General features: G+C 39.3%; 14 protein-coding genes and 1 tRNA gene. 7 read left to right on the top strand and 8 right to left on the bottom strand.

The window, feature by feature from the left end:
- Nucleotides 1-443: 443 nt before the first annotated feature.
- The 4 genes from rfaE2 to argR all read right to left on the bottom strand — a co-directional run bounded on the left by rfaE2 (nucleotide 444) and on the right by argR (nucleotide 2,767).
- The gene (rfaE2, locus tag QZR76_RS02565; protein WP_294140096.1) at nucleotides 444-929 is read right to left on the bottom strand and encodes a D-glycero-beta-D-manno-heptose 1-phosphate adenylyltransferase; all 486 of its coding nucleotides are present in this window, start codon (nucleotides 927-929) and stop codon (nucleotides 444-446) included.
- A gap of 4 nt (nucleotides 930-933) precedes the next feature.
- Entirely contained in the window at nucleotides 934-1,284 is a 351-nt protein-coding gene (gene panD / locus QZR76_RS02570) for an aspartate 1-decarboxylase (protein ID WP_294140098.1), read from the bottom strand.
- 24 nt (nucleotides 1,285-1,308) lie between these two features.
- Nucleotides 1,309-2,148, bottom strand: coding sequence for a pantoate--beta-alanine ligase (panC, locus tag QZR76_RS02575; protein ID WP_294140100.1), 840 nt, complete (start codon nucleotides 2,146-2,148; stop codon nucleotides 1,309-1,311).
- Nucleotides 2,149-2,287: 139 nt separating this feature from the next.
- Nucleotides 2,288-2,767 carry an arginine repressor gene (gene argR / locus QZR76_RS02580; protein ID WP_294140103.1) on the bottom strand — a complete coding sequence of 160 codons (480 nt, stop codon included), beginning with the start codon at nucleotides 2,765-2,767 and terminating at the stop codon, nucleotides 2,288-2,290.
- 172 nt (nucleotides 2,768-2,939) lie between these two features.
- Here argR and carA point away from each other — a divergent pair, with 172 nt between their 5' ends.
- From carA to radA, 5 genes are all read left to right on the top strand, one after another.
- Nucleotides 2,940-4,025 carry a glutamine-hydrolyzing carbamoyl-phosphate synthase small subunit gene (gene carA / locus QZR76_RS02585; RefSeq protein WP_294140105.1) on the top strand — a complete coding sequence of 362 codons (1,086 nt, stop codon included), beginning with the start codon at nucleotides 2,940-2,942 and terminating at the stop codon, nucleotides 4,023-4,025.
- Between the two features lie 21 nt (nucleotides 4,026-4,046).
- Complete coding sequence (gene carB, locus QZR76_RS02590) at nucleotides 4,047-7,265, top strand: carbamoyl-phosphate synthase (glutamine-hydrolyzing) large subunit (protein WP_294140107.1); 3,219 nt, start codon at nucleotides 4,047-4,049, stop codon at nucleotides 7,263-7,265.
- Nucleotides 7,266-7,430: 165 nt separating this feature from the next.
- Nucleotides 7,431-7,829, top strand: a complete 399-nt coding sequence (locus tag QZR76_RS02595; protein WP_294140109.1) for a hypothetical protein — start codon at nucleotides 7,431-7,433, stop codon at nucleotides 7,827-7,829.
- A 109-nt stretch (nucleotides 7,830-7,938) separates the two neighbouring features.
- Complete coding sequence (locus tag QZR76_RS02600; protein ID WP_294140111.1) at nucleotides 7,939-10,269, top strand: transglycosylase domain-containing protein; 2,331 nt, start codon at nucleotides 7,939-7,941, stop codon at nucleotides 10,267-10,269.
- A 139-nt stretch (nucleotides 10,270-10,408) separates the two neighbouring features.
- Entirely contained in the window at nucleotides 10,409-11,773 is a 1,365-nt protein-coding gene (gene radA, locus QZR76_RS02605) for a DNA repair protein RadA (RefSeq protein ID WP_294140113.1), read from the top strand.
- A 47-nt stretch (nucleotides 11,774-11,820) separates the two neighbouring features.
- On the opposite strand, the gene QZR76_RS02610 is transcribed toward radA, so the two are convergent.
- Together QZR76_RS02610 and QZR76_RS02615 are read right to left on the bottom strand one after the other, a co-directional pair.
- A complete protein-coding gene (locus QZR76_RS02610; RefSeq protein WP_294140115.1) occupies nucleotides 11,821-14,499 on the bottom strand; it encodes a prolyl oligopeptidase family serine peptidase in 2,679 nt (892 codons plus the stop codon).
- Nucleotides 14,500-14,569: 70 nt separating this feature from the next.
- Nucleotides 14,570-15,019 (bottom strand): lipocalin family protein, encoded by a 450-nt coding sequence (locus tag QZR76_RS02615; RefSeq protein ID WP_294140116.1) that lies wholly within the window; start codon nucleotides 15,017-15,019, stop codon nucleotides 14,570-14,572.
- Nucleotides 15,020-15,435: 416 nt separating this feature from the next.
- On the opposite strand from QZR76_RS02615, the gene QZR76_RS02620 reads away from it, so the two are divergent.
- Both QZR76_RS02620 and QZR76_RS02625 read left to right on the top strand, forming a co-directional pair.
- Nucleotides 15,436-16,374: a DMT family transporter gene (locus QZR76_RS02620; RefSeq protein WP_294140221.1), complete on the top strand. Its 939-nt coding sequence runs from the start codon at nucleotides 15,436-15,438 to the stop codon at nucleotides 16,372-16,374.
- Between the two features lie 178 nt (nucleotides 16,375-16,552).
- On the top strand, nucleotides 16,553-17,710 hold the full coding sequence (locus QZR76_RS02625; protein ID WP_294140118.1) for an ATP-binding protein: 1,158 nt from the start codon (nucleotides 16,553-16,555) through the stop codon (nucleotides 17,708-17,710).
- A 60-nt stretch (nucleotides 17,711-17,770) separates the two neighbouring features.
- Here the strand turns inward: QZR76_RS02625 and QZR76_RS02630 are convergent.
- Together QZR76_RS02630 and QZR76_RS02635 are read right to left on the bottom strand one after the other, a co-directional pair.
- A tRNA-Lys gene (locus QZR76_RS02630) sits at nucleotides 17,771-17,846 on the bottom strand.
- A gap of 71 nt (nucleotides 17,847-17,917) precedes the next feature.
- Entirely contained in the window at nucleotides 17,918-18,634 is a 717-nt protein-coding gene (locus QZR76_RS02635) for a YebC/PmpR family DNA-binding transcriptional regulator (RefSeq protein WP_294140120.1), read from the bottom strand.
- Nucleotides 18,635-18,670 lie beyond the last annotated feature (36 nt).

An 18,670-nucleotide genomic window follows, 5' to 3' on the forward strand; every position in this document is an offset into this window, starting at 1 on the left:
ATTTTTTCTTTATTTAAAAAGTAAATTGATAATAATAATAGTGTGTGAGTAGTTGTAATAAAATATTTACATGTCTCTTGTTTTATTCGTTATTAAAAATAGATAGTAAATTTACTCACAAGATTTTTATTATTAATATACTGATTGATAGGAATGTTATTTAGTTATTCACAGCTGTTAGTTGTATTCTTATCGGATAAATTTTTTGTAAAGAAATAAGATATTCATGTTAATAATTTGTAGAAACAAATCGAATTAAAAATAAAAAACATACTTGTATGTTTTGGTTTTATTATTACATGGATGTTGAAATGAAAAATCAAAATGATTTTATTCTTTTTATTTCGATTTTAATTCACTTTTTTTTCACAGGATATGGGGATAAAAAAAGTTGACCAAAATAATCTATCGGTCAACTTTTTATGGGGTATTTTATCGTACTGTTATATTTTATTTAAGATGGAAGTTGTGGAATAACCTTCTACGAAGTCTATCGTTACGATTTTTCCGTTTTTTGCTTTTACTATATCATAACCTACAATGTTTTCCGGATTATAATCTCCGCCTTTTACCAGCACATCGGGTTGAACATAGTTAATAAGATCATAGGGAGTATCGGTATTAAAAAAAATAACTTCATCGACGAAGATAAGAGAAGCAAGGGCTAAAGCTCTGGCATCTTCGTTATTTATGGGCCTGTTTTCACCCTTCAGACGTTTAACAGAGGCATCTGTATTTAGCCCGACAATTAACTTGGTACCGAGATTGGCTGCTTGAGCCAGGTATTCGATGTGCCCCTTATGAAGAATGTCAAAACAACCGTTCGTGAAAACAATTCTCTCGTCTTTGAATCTCCATAAACTTAAAGTACGTGACGCTTCTTCTTGCGTTTTGGCTATTTTAGTTTTTATATACGGTAGATAATCCATAATATTATATCAGTTTATTCGTTGTTGTTTCAGGAAAAACCAGAATGGGCTTGTGTTTTTTGGCTTCTTCGAAATCCATCATAGCGTAAGATATAATTATGATTATATCTCCGACAGCACATTTTCGTGCGGCGGGTCCGTTCAAACAGACAACACCTGAATTGCGTTCTCCTTTTATAATGTAAGTATCCAATCTTTCTCCGTTGTTTACGTTTACGATTTGTACCTTCTCGTTTTCAATTAGATTGGCTGCTTCCATCAGAGTTTCGTCAATGGTGATGCTTCCTACGTACTGGAGATTTGCTTCAGTTACGGTCACCTTGTGAAGTTTGGATTTAACGACCTCTATGAACATATTCGTGGTATTTGTGATGAATGATTAAAATACAATGTTATCGATTAGTCTGATTTTACCGGCATAAGCGGCAATACAACCGACTTTAGTTTTGTTTTCATTCCAATCTTTGATTGGACGTAAATCCGTATCGTCTACAATTTCGAAATATTCCACTTCCAAATAAGGATTTTTGTTGATTTCATTTACTACCCATTGTTTTACCTCTTCCACATTCATTTTACCGGTTAATTCGGTTGCTTTTTGAAGTATTTTATGAATGTGAGGTGCGTTTTGTCTATGTAAAGGTTCAAGGAGTGTGTTTCTTGAACTCATGGCTAACCCATCTACTTCACGAACAATAGGACAGGGAATGATCTCCAAGTTATAATGTAATTGTTTTACCATATTTTTAATAATGGCAATTTGTTGAAAATCTTTCATCCCGAAATAAGCCCGGTGAGGTTTAACAATATCGAATAATTTACTGACGACTTGTCCTACTCCGTTAAAATGACCCGGACGTTTTGCTCCTTCCATGACCGTCTCGACATATCCGAAATCGAATTTACGAGTATCTTCTTCCGGGTAGATTTCCTCTACATCAGGTACGAATACGTAATCACAACCGTTTTTTTCCAAAAGAGCGGTATCTTTTTCGACGGTTCTTGGATACCTTTTCAGGTCTTCTTTATCGTTGAATTGCGTCGGATTTACAAATATACTGACAACCGTTATGTCGTTATCTCGTTTACAAGTTTTGACGAGAGATATATGTCCTTCGTGTAATGCACCCATTGTCGGTACAAATCCCACCTTTTTTCCCTCATTCTTCAATTTTTCAATTAAGGCGGTCAATGGTGATTTTCTATATATTGTTTCCATCTTATCTTTTTGAAAATTCGGGATGCAAGTTTACAAACTATTTTCGATATAATTCAAAATTGCCGATTGAAAATTGAAAATAGCTTTGTTTAAAGGTAATATTACAGATATATTTACAGATATTATTAATGTATTAACGTTATTTATACAATGCATGGATGTTGGGGTGGATGGAAGAGAGGGCGTCCAATAATTCGTTTCGATTTACTCCTTCACGCATGACCACGAGGATCGTGTCATCTCCTCCTATGGTACCTAATACTTCAAAATAGTTTCCGCTATCAATAAGAACAGTAACGGCCTTGGCATACCCGGGTAGAGTTTTAATAACAGCGATATTTTGGGAAAAATCGATACTGAGGATAGCATCGGTAACGATGGTAGATGCTTTTTCATCAGATTGTTCGTTTTGCATATTATCCGGAATGATGTAAATGTAACCTTTATCTTTGTGTGGTATTTTAGCTACTCTCATAAATTTTAAATCACGCGATAACGTGCTTTGAGTAGCTTCTACTCCTTCCTGTTTTAATCTGTATAGAAGTTCTTCCTGCGAGCTGATCTGTTCGTTATCAATTAATTTACGGATGATCAACAAACGTTTTGTTTTGTTTCCCATATTATCTTGTGTATTGCACTATACAAAAGTAAATAAAATAGTTTGATTTTCAATAGAGAGAAGATAAATTGCATATTTATTTGTTATATTACATAAATATGCTTTGAATCTTCGAAAATAACCCCTATTTTTGCCGAAAATGAATCATAATCTATAGTACAATAGAATAAATATGCATAATTTGAAAAATGCTCGTCTGGTTTTAAAAGACGGGACTATTTATGAAGGAACTTCCTTTGGTTACGAGAAATCGGTTTCCGGGGAAGTTGTTTTTTATACCGCAATGACTGGTTATCCCGAAAGTTTGACAGATCCTTCCTATAAAGGGCAGATATTGGTACCTACTTATCCTATGATTGGGAATTACGGGGTTCCGGTAGACGATGAACGCGATGGTATTTCCAAATTTTTTGAATCGGACCGAATTCATTGCAGTGCTTTGGTTATATCCGATTACTCCTTTCAATACAGTCATTGGAACTCGCGAAAAAGTCTGGGAGATTGGTTAAAGGAACAAAAGGTTCCGGGAATTTTCGGTATAGATACCCGTTCATTGACGCAAAAATTACGAGAAAGTGGAGCCATGATAGGGAAAATCGTGTTTGATAAAGAAGAAATTCCTTTTTATGATCCGAATAAAGATAATATCGTTGCACAAGTCTCTACGAAAAAAATCATGGAGTACGGAAATGGAAAATATAAAGTGTTGCTTGTGGATTGTGGTGTAAAAAATAACATATTGCGGTGTTTGTTGAAAAGAGATGTTACGATAAAAAGAGTTCCCTGGGATTATGATTTTACACGGGAGTCATACGATGGTTTGTTTTTATCGAATGGTCCGGGAGATCCGGCCATGTGCGGTAAAACCATAGAAAACATAAAGATTATGTTGGAAAAAAATATCCCTATTATGGGAATTTGCCTGGGTAATCAATTGATGGCTCGGGCTGCCGGCGCACAAACTTATAAAATGAAATACGGACATAGAAGTCATAATCAACCGGTTATGCAACCGGGTAGTCGGCGTTGTTATATTACGTCACAAAACCATGGTTTTGCTATAGATGAAAAGACTTTGCCGAAAGAGTGGGAACCTCTTTTCGTGAATGTAAATGATGGAACGAATGAGGGGATTCGGCATAAAACGAAACCTTTTTTTTCGGCGCAATTTCATCCTGAGGCTTCAAGTGGACCTGTGGATACGGAATTTCTATTTGACGATTTTATAAGAGCCATGGAGAGAATGAATAATGATTAGAATTTGAATGTTGTAAAATAGATGAAGATGAGAGAGATGAAAAAAATATTGCTTTTGGGTTCGGGAGCTTTAAAGATAGGAGAAGCGGGAGAATTTGATTATTCCGGTTCACAGGCTTTAAAAGCTTTACGGGAAGAAGGAATTTATTCTGTATTGATCAATCCCAATATTGCTACGGTGCAGACTTCGGAAGGAGTAGCGGATAAAATTTATTATTTACCTGTGACTCCCGAATTTGTAGAAAAAGTGATCGAGAAAGAACGTCCCGATGGAATCTTTCTTTCATTCGGTGGACAAACGGCTTTAAATTGCGGGATTACTTTACATCGAATGGGAGTTTTGAAAAAATATAATGTAGAGGTACTGGGAACTCCCGTGCAAGCGATTATCGATACGGAAGACCGGGAGATCTTCGCACATAGATTATCCGAAATTCAGGTGCATACTCCTAAAAGTATTGCGGCAAGTACAATGGAAGAAGCTATTGTCGCCGTTCAAAAGGTGGGTTTCCCCGTTATTGTCAGGGCTGCTTATACATTGGGTGGATTAGGTTCCGGTTTTTGTTCCTCTATGGAAGAGTTTAAACGATTGTTAGAGAGTGCTTTTTCTTATTCCCCTCAAGTTTTGGTGGAGGAGTCGCTAAAAGGATGGAAGGAGGTAGAATATGAAGTTGTCCGGGACAGATATGATAATTGCATTACGGTATGCAATATGGAGAATTTCGATCCGTTAGGTATTCATACCGGTGAAAGTATTGTAGTTGCTCCTTCCCAGACGCTGAGTAATAGTGAATACCATAAATTAAGAGCCGTTGCTATCAAAATAATCCGGCATATAGGCATTATCGGGGAGTGTAATGTACAATATGCGCTGGATCCGAATTCGGAAGATTATCGGGTGATAGAGGTAAATGCCAGACTATCCAGATCGAGTGCCTTGGCTTCTAAAGCTACCGGTTATCCGTTGGCTTTTGTTGCTGCAAAATTGGGATTAGGTTACGGATTACACGAGATAAAAAATTCGGTAACCAAAGTAACGACGGCTTGCTTCGAGCCCGCCCTGGATTATGTGGTTTGTAAAATTCCGCGTTGGGATTTAAACAAGTTCGAAGGTGTTTCCAAACTGATAGGCTCTTCTATGAAAAGCGTGGGAGAGATCATGGCTATAGGGCGTACTTTTGAAGAAGCGATTCAGAAAGGAATTCGCATGATAGGACAAGGGATGCATGGCTTTGTCGGTAATATGGTAAAAATAAAGGATGTCGACGAGGAGCTTATTCATCCTACGGATGCTCGTATTTTTGCTATTGCGGCTGCTTTCGATAAGGGATATAGTGTTGAGAGAATTCATGAAAAAACACAAATTGACAGATGGTTTCTTCAACGTTTGGAAAATATTCATTTACTGAAAGAAGAACTGAAATCTTTTGATAAAGAGACGAGTATAGACAAATCGTTTTTAAGAAAGGTCAAACGGTACGGTTTTTCGGATTTTCAGATCGGACGCATAGTGATTAGGAATACATCTCTTTCTCCCCACGAGAAGATGCTAAAGATACGAAACTATCGAAAGAAATTAGGTATTTTACCCTGTGTAAAACAAATCGATACGTTAGCCGGCGAATACCCGGCATTGACCAATTACCTTTATCTTACCTATAGCGGAGAAACCAATGATATTGAATATGAACACGATCGTCGTTCGGTAATTGTATTAGGGTCAGGAGCTTATCGTATCGGGAGTAGCGTCGAATTTGACTGGTGTGGAGTCAGTGCTTTGGATTCGATTCGTAACGCGGGTTTCCGCTCGGTAATGATTAATTACAATCCGGAGACGGTGAGTACGGATTATGATATTTGCGACCGACTCTATTTTGACGAACTCTCTTTTGAACGGGTGATGGATATCGTGGAATTCGAGGATCCTAAAGGGGTAATCGTTTCAACGGGAGGACAGATTCCCAATAATCTTGCTATGCGTTTATACGGACAACAAGTGCCTATCCTGGGGACTTCCCCGGAGTCTATCGACCGGGCGGAAGATCGGCAAAAGTTCTCTTCTATGTGTGATGAATTGGGTATAGACCAACCTCGGTGGAGTGAATTGACGAGTATCGGAGATATCTACCAGTTTGTGGATAAGGTTGGTTTTCCGGTTTTGATACGTCCTTCTTACGTCCTCTCCGGTGCTGCTATGAACGTGGTATCGAATAAGGAAGAGTTGGTATATTTTCTTGAACTGGCGGCTGAAGTTTCCAAAGATCATCCGGTGGTGGTTTCCGAATTTATAGAGCAAGCAAAGGAGATTGAGATCGATGCCGTGGCTCAGGATGGTGAGATCAAAGCCTATGCTATTAGTGAACATATCGAGTTTGCAGGAGTCCATTCGGGAGATGCGACCATTGTATTTCCGGCACAGAAGCTTTATATAGAAACGATTCGGAGAATAAAAAAAATAACCCGGTTAATCGCGAAGGAGTTAAATATTTCCGGTCCTTTCAATATGCAGTTTTTAGCGAAAGATAACGATATTAAAGTGATAGAATGTAATTTAAGAGCGTCGCGGAGTTTTCCATTCGTTTCAAAAGTGTTGAAATATAATTTTATAGATATGGCGACCCGAATCATGCTGGGAGAAAAAGTGGAGCTCTTGAATAAGTCGGTCTTTGATCTGGATTATGTCGGGATCAAAGCTTCCCAGTTCTCTTTTGCTCGTTTATTAAAGGCAGATCCGGTATTGGGAGTCGATATGGCATCTACCGGGGAGGTCGGTTGTATAGGGGAAAATTATTATGAAGCCGTATTGAAAAGTATGCTTTCGGTCGGGCACCGGATTCCTCGTAAGAATATTTTAATCTCTTCCGGTCCCTCCCGTTCGAAGGTGGAATTACTTACTTCTGCCCGGATGTTACAGGAAAAAGGATATACTATTTATGCCACGGAAGGTACGGCAAAGTTCTTCGAGGAGAATGGAATAAAGGTTACCGTTCTTTATTGGCCGGATGAGGACAAAGAGCCGAATGTCATGGAATTTTTGAAAGAGAGAAAAGTGGATTTGGTGATCAATATACCTAAGAATCATACGAAAAGAGAACTTGATAATGGTTATAAAATTCGCCGGGCAGCGGTAGATTATAATATTCCGCTAATAACGAACGCTCGTTTGGCAAGTGCTTTTATTTACGCGATCTGTAAAGTCGGATCGGACGAAATCGTGATTAAAAGTTGGGACGAATATTAATCGTTCGTCATTTATCGGTTGAAAATGTTGTATCGTAAATACCTAAGTATCATTACAAAATTATAGCCAAGTCTGTGATTTGTTTGTTTTTTGTTTAAAAACAAAATAAACCTGTGCCGGAATAAAAGAAAATCGTTTATTTTTACAGAATAATAATTTGAAATTATGAATAAGAAAAAAATAAATCGATTGATTTATATAGGGGCCTTATTGATATTATTTATAATAGGTGTGATTTTATGGTATCAACAGATAGGAGGTTCAGAGACAGAAGTTTATACTGTCATTCATCAAAAAGAGGCTTCTTTTGATTTTAAATCCAAATTTAAAAAGCCGGAACAAATAAAAATCCGTTTCGAGGGAAAAGTGGATTGTGATGCTTTGCTTGTGGTAAAAGACGTAGGGCAGTCGATAAAATCCAGAATAACATTTCCGATTAAAAAAGGTGATTTAAAAGAGAAGGTTTTGGATTGTAAATGGACTTCTCCCGATATATCGCTTCAGCTCCGATCCAGCGAGTGCGAGATAAATAATTTAAAAATCATTCTCGAAGTTTTGGAATAGTTTGCATAGGTGAGTTTTGTGAGGAAAGACCAGAGAGTTAAGAATATATTATAAGGGAAAGATTCAGATTTATTTTCTAACTTTGCGTCTCAAAATTAATACGGATAAGATGTTAAAAAGATATTGGAAAAGCTTTACGATTTTTTGGAGTCTGTTTATTCTTTTCGTGGCAGGTATTTTTTTCTTTTTTTATTTGATATCTGACGGGAAGTTAGGTTTTATGCCTACTTTCGAGGAATTGGAGAATCCGAATAATCGTTTTGCCAGTGAGATTTATTCTGCGGATGGGAAAATTATTGGAAAATATTTTCGGGGAAGTGAGAACCGGCGTTATACGGACTACCACGATATCCCCCAGTGTGTGGTAGACGCATTGATTGCCACGGAGGATGTACGTTTCTATGAGCATAGCGGTATCGATGTACGGGGGCTGTTCCGGGTGGCAAAAGGAATGGTAACGGGAAGTAGCTCTTCCGGAGGAGGGAGTACGATTACGCAACAATTGGCAAAGATGCTGTTTCCGCGTTCGGCCAATCAGAATTTTATGGAATTGGCTTTGCGTAAATTTCGGGAATGGGTCATTGCGGTAAAATTGGAAAAGAGTTACACGAAAGAGGAGATCATTACCATGTACCTTAATAAATTTGATTTTTTGAATCTGGCGGTCGGCATAAACTCGGCGGCTAATATTTATTTTGCTACGACTCCTGATTCTCTGCGGGTGGAACAGGCCGCAATGTTGATCGGTATGGCTAAAAATCCCTCGTTGTTTAATCCTGTTCGTCGTCCGGATAAAACCTTGGGACGCCGGAATGTGGTATTGGGACAAATGTATAAATACGGTAAAATCACCCAGGCGGAATATGATTCTTTAACCCTTTTACCTTTGGGCATTGATTTTAGAAAAGAGGATCATAAGGAAGGGATTGCTACTTATTTCAGAGAATATTTAAGGCAGTTTATGACGGCCAATAAGCCGAAGCGGGAGGATTACAAATGGAATAAGTCTCAATATGTTTTGGATTCCGTTGCTTGGGAAACGAATCCGCTTTATGGTTGGTGTAATAAGAATTTCAAATCTGACGGATCATATTATGATATTTATTCCGACGGTTTAAAAATTTACACGACTTTGGATTCGCGCATGCAAAAATACGCGGAAGAGGCCGTGGCGGAGCATTTGGGGCAGACGTTGCAGCCGACCTTTCATAATGAAAGAGTGCAAAAGAAAAATCCTCCCTTCTCAAACGATATGACGAAAGAGGAAATAGAGGATATTTTGAATCAGGCCGTTAAACGCTCTGATCGTTATAAATCCATGCTGGCAGAAGGTAAAACTTATAGTGAAATAAAAAAGGAGTTTTTAAAACCGGTACAAATGTCTGTTTTTACCTGGAAAGGTGTCAGAGATACGGTTTTATCCCCTATGGATTCGATTAAACATTATAAATCGTTTTTCCGTGCCGGTTTTATGGCATTGGATCCGAAGACCGGTAATATAAAAGCTTATGTCGGAGGACCGGACTATCGCTATTTTATGTATGATATGGTGAGCGTGGGAAAACGCCAGGTGGGATCAACGATCAAGCCGATCCTATATACATTGGCTATGCAGGAAGGGTTAGCTCCTTGTCAGAAGGTTTTGAATGTTGCTCAGACATTTGTGTTACCCGACGGAACAACCTGGACGCCTCGGAACTCTACGGATAAACGGGAAAACGAGTGGGTAACGTTGAAATGGGGATTGGCCAATTCCGTGAATAATATTTCCGGGTGGGTGATGAAGCAGTTTACTCCCGAGGCGGTGGCCCAGATGGCTCATAAAATGGGTATTACCAGTTTCATCGATCCGGTGCCTGCCCTGTTTTTAGGATCTTCTGAAATTTCTGTAAAAGAGATGGTATCTGCCTTTGCTATTTATTCGAATAAAGGAGTCTATAATTCTCCGATGATGGTAACGAAGGTTGAAGATAAATACGGGAATGTATTGGCCCGTTTTGAACCGGAATCGAGAGAGGTTATTACTGAAAATACGGCTTATCTGATGGCAAGTCTTTTGAAAGCGGTCGTTGACGAAGGAACGGGAAGGCGTATCCGTTTCCGTTATCACTTTACGAATCCGATCGGGGGTAAAACGGGTACGACACAAAATCATTCCGACGGATGGTTTATCGGTATTACTCCAGATTTGGCTGGAGGTGTTTGGGTCGGAGCCGAAGATCGCTCTATCCATTTCCAAAATTTGGCAAACGGACAGGGAGCCAGTATGGCTTTACCTATTTGGGCCCTGTTTATGCAAAAAGTATATGCAGATAAATCCATTGCCATGCCTCAACGGGATTTTGAGGCTCCTGTAGGAATGAATAATGTTTTGGATTGTGGTGACGAGGAAAAAGACGGAAGAGCGATCCAGCCGGAGGAGGAGGAAGAGTTTTTTTAGTTGGGATTTGAGTTTCGGATTTCATCGTTGATTGTGAATAAAAAGAGTCTTATGCCTGATCTTTGCATCTGAAATGCTTTCCGGAGTAGTATGGCGTGTATTTTTTACGGCATGACATTTTACTAAATTTACGAAGGATATGGTAAAATCAAAAAGTGTTTTTGTTTGTCAGAATTGTGGAGCCAAAGAACCCAAGTGGGTTGGAAAATGTTCTACCTGCGGAGAGTGGAATAGTTTTGTCGAGGAGGTGGAGGTTATCACGAAAGGTAATCGGGCGACTTCCGGAATCGGAGGGAGTTCGTTAAGACCCTTGAGATTGTCGGAGGTAAAGGCCAATGCTGACGAACGGATGGATACCAGAGACGATGAGTTGAACCGGGTTCTGGGAGGAGGTTTAGTTCCCGGTTCTATGATTTTGTTGGGGGGAGAACCTGGGATCGGTAAATCTACCTTGGTCCTTCAGTTTGCCCTTCATAATCGTTGCGGTAAGGTGCTTTATGTGTCGGGGGAGGAAAGTGTATCTCAGATTAAAATGCGGGCACAACGTTTAGGGGCTGAAAATGACGATTGTCTGTTTCTTTCCGGTAATTCCTTGGAAGCCGTGTTGGAACATGCTAAGGTCTTAGAACCGAAGTTGTTGATTATTGATTCTATTCAGACTTTGGCCACGGAGGCCGTTGATGCTATTCCCGGTAGTTTGTCTCAAATTCGGGAGTGTACGAACGTGTTGTTACGATTTTCAAAGGAGAATACGATTACCACCATATTGATCGGACATATTACCAAAGACGGGCAATTGGCCGGTCCTAAAATACTGGAACATATGGTGGATACCGTTTTGCAGTTCGAAGGAGACCAGCAGTATATGTATCGGATATTGCGTTCTATGAAAAATCGTTTCGGATCGACCTCGGAGATCGGGATTTACGAGATGTTGCAATCGGGATTACGTCAGGTGACTAATCCTTCTGAGTTGCTATTGTCGAATCACGGGGAAGAGTTGAGCGGCATTGCCGTTTCGGCTACGGTGGAGGGGGTAAGACCTATTTTATTGGAAGTACAGGCGTTGGTGAGTACGGCTGCTTATGGAACCCCTCAACGTTCGGCTACCGGTTTTGATACCAGACGTTTGAATATGTTATTGGCGGTTTTGGAGAAACGAGTCGGTTTCCGTTTAGCGGCTAAAGATGTCTTTTTAAATATAGCCGGAGGTATCCGGGTGAGTGATCCCGCTCTTGATTTGGGAGTTGTTATGGCCGTGTTATCTTCTAATATGGATGCAGCTCTTCCCAAAGATACGGTATTTGCCGGAGAGGTCGGTTTATCCGGAGAAATTAGAGCCGTTAGTCGTATCGAACAGCGGATTGCCGAAGCGGAGAAATTAGGTTTTAAACGAATTTTTATTCCTCTCGGGAATAAAAAAGCGTTGACCAAAAAAACAGAAAAAATTGAAGTCCGTTTCTTTTCAAAAATTGCGGATATATGCCGGGAGCTTTTTAAATAACAAAGAGGTCGATCACATGACCGGCCCCTTTGTTATTCTTTGAGAGATTACTTAGTAAAATCATATTTTTGGTCGTAACCTCTTTCTTGGATATTGATTCCCTCTTTCATCCATCGGGGTAAGGGAGTGTCTTTCAGATAATGATCAAAAAATTGTTCCATTCGTATGGTCCAATCCATTTGTGCCGGACGGGATCTTAGGAAATGTCCCTCTCCCATGTAATTTAATAACCATGCCGGTCGTTGTAGTCTTCGCAAAGCAAGGAACAGGTTACGTCCGTCGTAAAATGCCACGGCTTCGTCTTTATCGCAATGAAAAATCAGGGTCGGAGTATGGATTTTGTCGGCAAACAATAGAGGTGAATTTTCGATGTATCCCGGTAAGTCTTCCCATAATGTTTTACCCATACGGCATTGCCAGTCTTCATACATGAGCATACAAGCTATTCCTCCCTCGTCTCTTATTCCGGTGTATACGGAAGTGATATTAATCAAAGCGGCTCCGATATTGACGCATTTGAACAGATTGGTTCGAGTTACGATATAGGCCACCTGAAAACCGGACCAGCTGTGCCCTTGTAGTCCGATACGGTTTGAATCCAGAATCTGTCGGTCTATTAAAGCTTTTGTACCGCTGACAACAGCATTGTAAGAGCTTTTGCCGGGTTCACCGATTTTAAAATAGACATCCGGCTGGAACACGATGTAGCCTTTGCTGACGTAAGTCGGAATATCGATCATGGCATGGCTTAGTCCCGGAACAGGATGAATATGCATTTCCGGAGTGTGCGTTTCGTAAAACGTGACAATGGATGGATAACTTCGGGTAGGATCGTAGTTGTCCGGAAGATAAAGCAACCCTTGATTCTGTTTTCCTTCGTAATTGGTCCATTCAACTTGTTGAACGGATCCCCAGGCATACTCTTTTTGTTGCGGATTTACGGAAGTTATTTTTTTCATTTGTTTAAAAGAACGATCACTAACCCATAAATCTCGTTCCTCTTCATAGCTTTGCTTGAAACATACGACTGTTTTTCGGTTTTCACTCTCTTGAAGGATTTCAATATCGAATGCGCCCTCTATTTTGGGCGTTAATTTTCCCTGGGGCGAAAGTTGATATATCCCGTGATCTTTATTTTCCCAATTCATAGAGTAAAGCTCCTGGGGTCTGTGTAAATCGATGAACAGTTCGTTTCTTTCGGGATTGACAAACCTGAATATGGTATGGTGCTTGCGACCGGATTCCTTCGTCCAGCTATAGGTTTTTTCTTCTCCCTTTAAATCGATTACCCAGATATCATACCGATCGTAAACAAGCAATTTCTTTCCGTCATTACTCCAGCCTGCAATCCCATACGGGGGAGCGGGATTCGGCCTGTCATACAATTCGTTTTGTAAAGGATAGGGAATTTCATCCGTTAATTTTCTTTGGGTAAAGGTCTCCGGGTTTAGCAATACCCAGGATGAACTCGTGTTGTCGAAAAAAAGGATATGATCTCCGTTTGGTGTCCATTGAACCGGACGGGTTAATGCCTGGGCAATCATTTTGCTCTCTCCGTTAGATAGATCTACAAGATAAAGATCATATCTGGCATCGTGTTGCCAGTCCCTAAACTTTCGATAAGGAATCTTGTCGGTTTTAAAAGCAAATTTAGGATCTTTATTACTCTGGATGTATAAAGCGGAATAGTTGGAATCACAAATTTTATAATGCTTCTTTCGTTGTAAATCGAATATTCCTTTTGAAGGAGAGGGGATAGGGTTTAAGATTCCTCCCTTCGCCTGTTGGGACGGGATCATCTCGTCATTCCAACTCCAAAGTTCCAGTTGAAAACTTTCGTCTTTTTCTCCTCGGGGAGAGCGTGATCTTCTGGGGGTAGGCAGATCGTATAAAAGGAATTTATTATCTCCTAAAATCTCAGCAGATTCGATATCCATTGATATGGTGTCGATCTGGCTGTAATCCAATAATTTGGATACTGAATTATTTTGTAAGGAAAAAGTATAGAGATTTTTTGCCGTTTTATCGTTGGTATCGGCAACAACTAAAAAATTTCCTTTTTTTCCCCGTTCGTCGAATCTGAAAAAAGAAAGGGTTTTTGTTGAATCTCTGTATAACGTTTTATGTTGTTGTGTATGAAATACATTACCGTAACGAATGATATTGCAGGAGGGAGTTTGTTCAAGGTATATTATTTTGGAATCCCGTTCATAAAATTGATAATTTCCGATCCGTTCCAGAATAACACTATCGTTTGTTTCTATGTTTTTAATTACGAAGGCTTGGTCATCTTCCCGGAAATAGGAAAATTGAGGAGCGTAAGGACTAAATTCGGCTCCTTCGGGACATACGATCTCCTTTTGATTTTTTAAAGAACGGGCTATTAGGGTAGGTATTGATTTATTTTCCGAAGGCATGATACGGTTATAGGTAATCCAGTCCCCCAGTGCAAAAAATTGGTTGAAATCGATTTGATTCAGCGTAATGGTTTTTCCGGTTTTTACTTCATATAAATAGTAGGTTTGACGGGCACTTTTATTTTTTTCCTCGTTATCGTGATACAAGTAACGGTATTTTACCCATTTCCCATTCATGGACAATTCGTGGGAGTTAACATATCTCCATTGCTTATAAGCTTTTTCGTCCAATGCTTTTTTTTGAGCAAAACCGGGGATGTAAAAAAATAAGGAAGTAAACAGAAAGAAGAGAGGGTGTAAATAATGCATATAATATAAGAATTTGAAAGGAGGTGTCTTGGGAATTTATCCCTATTAAGACACCTCCGGAAAAATGTTATTATTGGATATCGGTACTTGAGGTAGAATCTTGTTCTACGGTCGTATTGGCTTGAGGAGTAACTTTTTCTTTGATGATTTTTGTATTTAGATACAAAAAGGCAAGCCGTGGATTGGCTTCTTGTACTACTAAAGATAATGAATCGGCTGTTAATTGACCGATTTTTTCTTTGGTTTCATAAGCTTCTTTTTCTCCGTTTTCTCCAATGCTGGTTCCTTTAATAATTAAATAACCGTCTTTGATTTCCCAGGTTTTCAAATCTAAAGAAGGAATATTAATGGCTTCGCATATTCCGTCCTTTTTGAAGTTGAATCCCTTTAATTCCCCGGTAGATTGATAGGTATAAGGATTACACCACTCTCCGATGATCTTTTTCTCCATCTCTTTTTGGGGATTACTACTACAAGCACAAAAGATTAAAATTAAACCAAGGTAAATTAAGTTTTTCATGTTTTCGTTTTTAAAAAAATTAAGATTATATTATTATTACACACACCGGATCAAAAAGGATTAATCCGGTTTTATTTTTGACATTATCTTAACAGTTTAATAAGTATGTAAGGGAGAGTTCTCGTTAGGTGCTGCAAAAGTATCTATTTTTTGTGATGAACCATGGAAGGTAAACGATTATTTTTCCCTTTGTCGGGGCAATTAGCACTCAGGGACGGGGCTAAGGTGCTATTTTAAAAGTTAGGTAATATCTAATAGGATTCATAGCATTTAAAAAACGATGCAAAATAATTTCCGAGAATCATCTCACGTGTACTGATTCGTTGAATCCTTTTTTCTTTGTAAAAACAAAACCGTATCTTTGTTGCCGCTTTAATTTACTGACTTATAATGGATATAAACAGTTTTTAATCATGATGAACACAACGGCTAAAGGATATGTTTTAGGGGTTATTGCTGCAGCGACTTACGGAATGAATCCTTTATTCGCTCTTCCCTTGTATAAGGCTGGAATGAATCCGGACTCGGTTCTGTTTCTGCGGTATTTGTTCGCCATTCCGGTATTGGGAATTATGATTAAAGTGAGGGGACGTGATTTTAAACTCAAGCGGAAGGAGGTAATCCCGTTAATTATTATGGGTTTATTGGTAGCACTCTCTTCTCTTACCCTGTTCCAGAGCTATAATTATATGGAAGCCGGTATCGCATCGACACTGTTATTTGTTTATCCGATTATGGTGGCATTGATCATGGCTTTTCTTTTCAAAGAAAAATTAACCTTACAGACTATTATATGCATTTTGTTGGCATTAGGAGGAATCGGATTGCTTTATAAGGGTGATGACGGTACGACACTTAATTTAACGGGTATTATTCTGGTTGTCGTTTCGGCTCTTTCATATGCTGTTTATATTGTAGGCGTGAACCGCCCGATATTGAAGAATGTTGCAACGCTCAAGTTAACATTCTATGTTTTGCTTTTCGGCATGATGCTATTTTTAGTCCGTGTAGATTTCGGGATGAGTTTGCGGGTTGTCGATACCTGGTATTTGTGGGGTAATTTGATCGCCTTGGCTATTTTTCCGACAGCTGTTTCGTTTCTTTGTACTACTCAAGCCATCCAATACATCGGTTCGACGCCGACGGCCATTTTGGGGGCTTTGGAACCCCTGACTGCCGTTTTTTTTGGTGTAACCGTCTTCGGAGAATCTTTTACGATGAGATTGGCTTGCGGGATACTCATGATTGTTTCTGCCGTAACCCTTATTATTGCAGGAAGTAATGTTACCGTCTATTTGGTTCGTTTTAGAAAACTTTTTCCCAAACTTCCGGTCAAAAAAAAGCGAATGCATTGAATTTTATCAGTGTTTTTGCCTTGTTATTAGAGACGATAGGAGATATATCTGGTCTCGATACGCTTGTATTGTGATAGGAATCATGATTGTGTATCGACGATAATGTTATATAAGATATTGTTATTTAATTTATAATTATTATATTTGCAATAATTGTATATCAAATATTAAGAGAAGAATGATTGCTAAAATTAAAAATCCTTTTGTTGTAAACGGGTATGTTTCAGAAGAATATTTCTGTGACAGAGAGAATGAAACTGCGGAATTAACAGGAGCTTTACATAACGGGCGTAATATGGTCGTTGTTTCGCCCCGGCGTATGGGAAAAACGGGTTTGATAGAGCATTGTTTTCATCAAAAGGAGATTGAAAGGGAGTATCATACTTTTTTAATCGATATTTATGCTACTGGCAGTTTGAAAGAGTTAGTCTTCATCCTTGGGAAACATATTTTTACTACTCTGAAGTCCAAAGGGCGAAAATTCGTGGATCGTTTCTTTTCTACGATTAGTTCTTTGCGTCCTGCTTTCAAGCTTGATCCGGTCAGCGGTCAGCCTGTTTTTGATATTGGAATCGGAGAGATCCGGCAACCTCTATTGTCATTGGAAGAGATATTCAAATACCTCGAGTCGGCGGATAAACGTTGTATTGTGGCCATAGATGAGTTTCAGCAAATAGCCAAATACCCGGAAAAGAATGTGGAGGCTGTTTTACGTACTTATATTCAGCAATGCAAGAACACGATTTTTGTATTTTGCGGGAGTCAACATCATATGATGCAAAATATCTTTTTCTCGGCATCGAGGCCCTTCTACCAGAGTGCATCGTATATGAATCTCGAACCGATCGGACTTGAACCTTATCGAAAGTTCGTACAGTATCATTTTAATAAAGCGGGAAAGAAAATTTCCGACGAATGTATAACATGTATCTATAATTTGTTCGATGGGCATACGTGGTATATGCAGGCGGTTTTTAACCGACTGTACGAACAGTTGGATAGCGGGGAAGAGATGTCTGTTACTATCGCTGATTTTGTCTTACATATGACGGTAGAGTCGAACCGGACAGTTTACCAGAGTATGGTTTCGATGTTGTCCGAACGGCAAAAAGAGATATTGTTTGCCATTGCTAAGGAAGGAAAAGCTTCGGGGATCACTTCGGCTGATTTTATAAGAAAGCACGGTTTATACTCTTCGAGTTCGGTTCAATCGTCAGTAAAACAATTACTCGAAAAAGAATTTATAACTAAAGAAGAGAATATCTACCAAATTTATGACCGTTTCTTCGGTCTTTGGCTTGCTAAAACATACGGAACCGGATATTCTCTTAAATAGCATTTGGGGACTGAAGTTTTTCTCAAAGTAAAACCACCTACTTACGCAGGTGGTTCATTTTGGTGACCTCGGAGGGGCTCGAACCCTCGGCCCATTGATTAAGAGTCAATTGCTCTACCAGCTGAGCTACGAAGTCATCCTTTGCTTACAGTGTTGACTGATTTGCGGGTGCAAATATGCAACTATATTTTTTAATCTGCAAGAAATTTATTCTTTAATGTTATGGTAAACATTGGTGACATCGTCGTCTTCGTCCAGTTTATCCAGGATTTTATCGACTTCGGCACGTTGTTCTTCGGTCAATTCTTTCGTGTCTAACGGGATCCGTTCAAATTCTCCGCTGACAATATCGTATTTGTTGTCTTCCAAGAATTTTTGGATATTTCCATAGGCTTCAAAAGGACCGTAAATCACGATGATATTATCGTCGTCTTCGAAAATTTCATCTGCCCCGTAGTCGATCATTTCCAATTCGAATTCTTCGATGTCGAAATTTTCGGATTTATGTATTTTGAATACGCATTTCCGGTCGAAAAGAAAATCCAACGAACCGGTAGTTCCGAGAGAACCGCCGTATTTAGTAAAAGCGTGACGTACGTTTGCTACCGTACGGGTATTATTGTCAGTAGCAGCTTCAACGACAATTGCTATTCCGTAAGGAGCATAACCTTCGTATACGACTTCTTTGTAATCTGAGGTATCTTTTGAAACGGCTCTTTTGATAGCTCGTTCCACATTTTCCTTTGGCATGTTTTCTGCCTTGGCATTCTGAATTAAGATACGGAGGCGTGTATTGTTTGCGGGATCGGGTCCTCCGGCCTTCACGGCAATATCAATTTCTTTACCTATCCGAGTAAAGGTACGGGCCATGTTACCCCACCTCTTCAGTTTACGTGCTTTACGATATTCAAACGCTCTTCCCATAGTTGTATCTATTTGATTGTTATTCTCAATTTGAAA

The sequence above is a fragment of the uncultured Sanguibacteroides sp. genome (assembly GCF_900543425.1).
Taxonomy (GTDB): Bacteria; Bacteroidota; Bacteroidia; order Bacteroidales; family Marinifilaceae; genus Gabonibacter.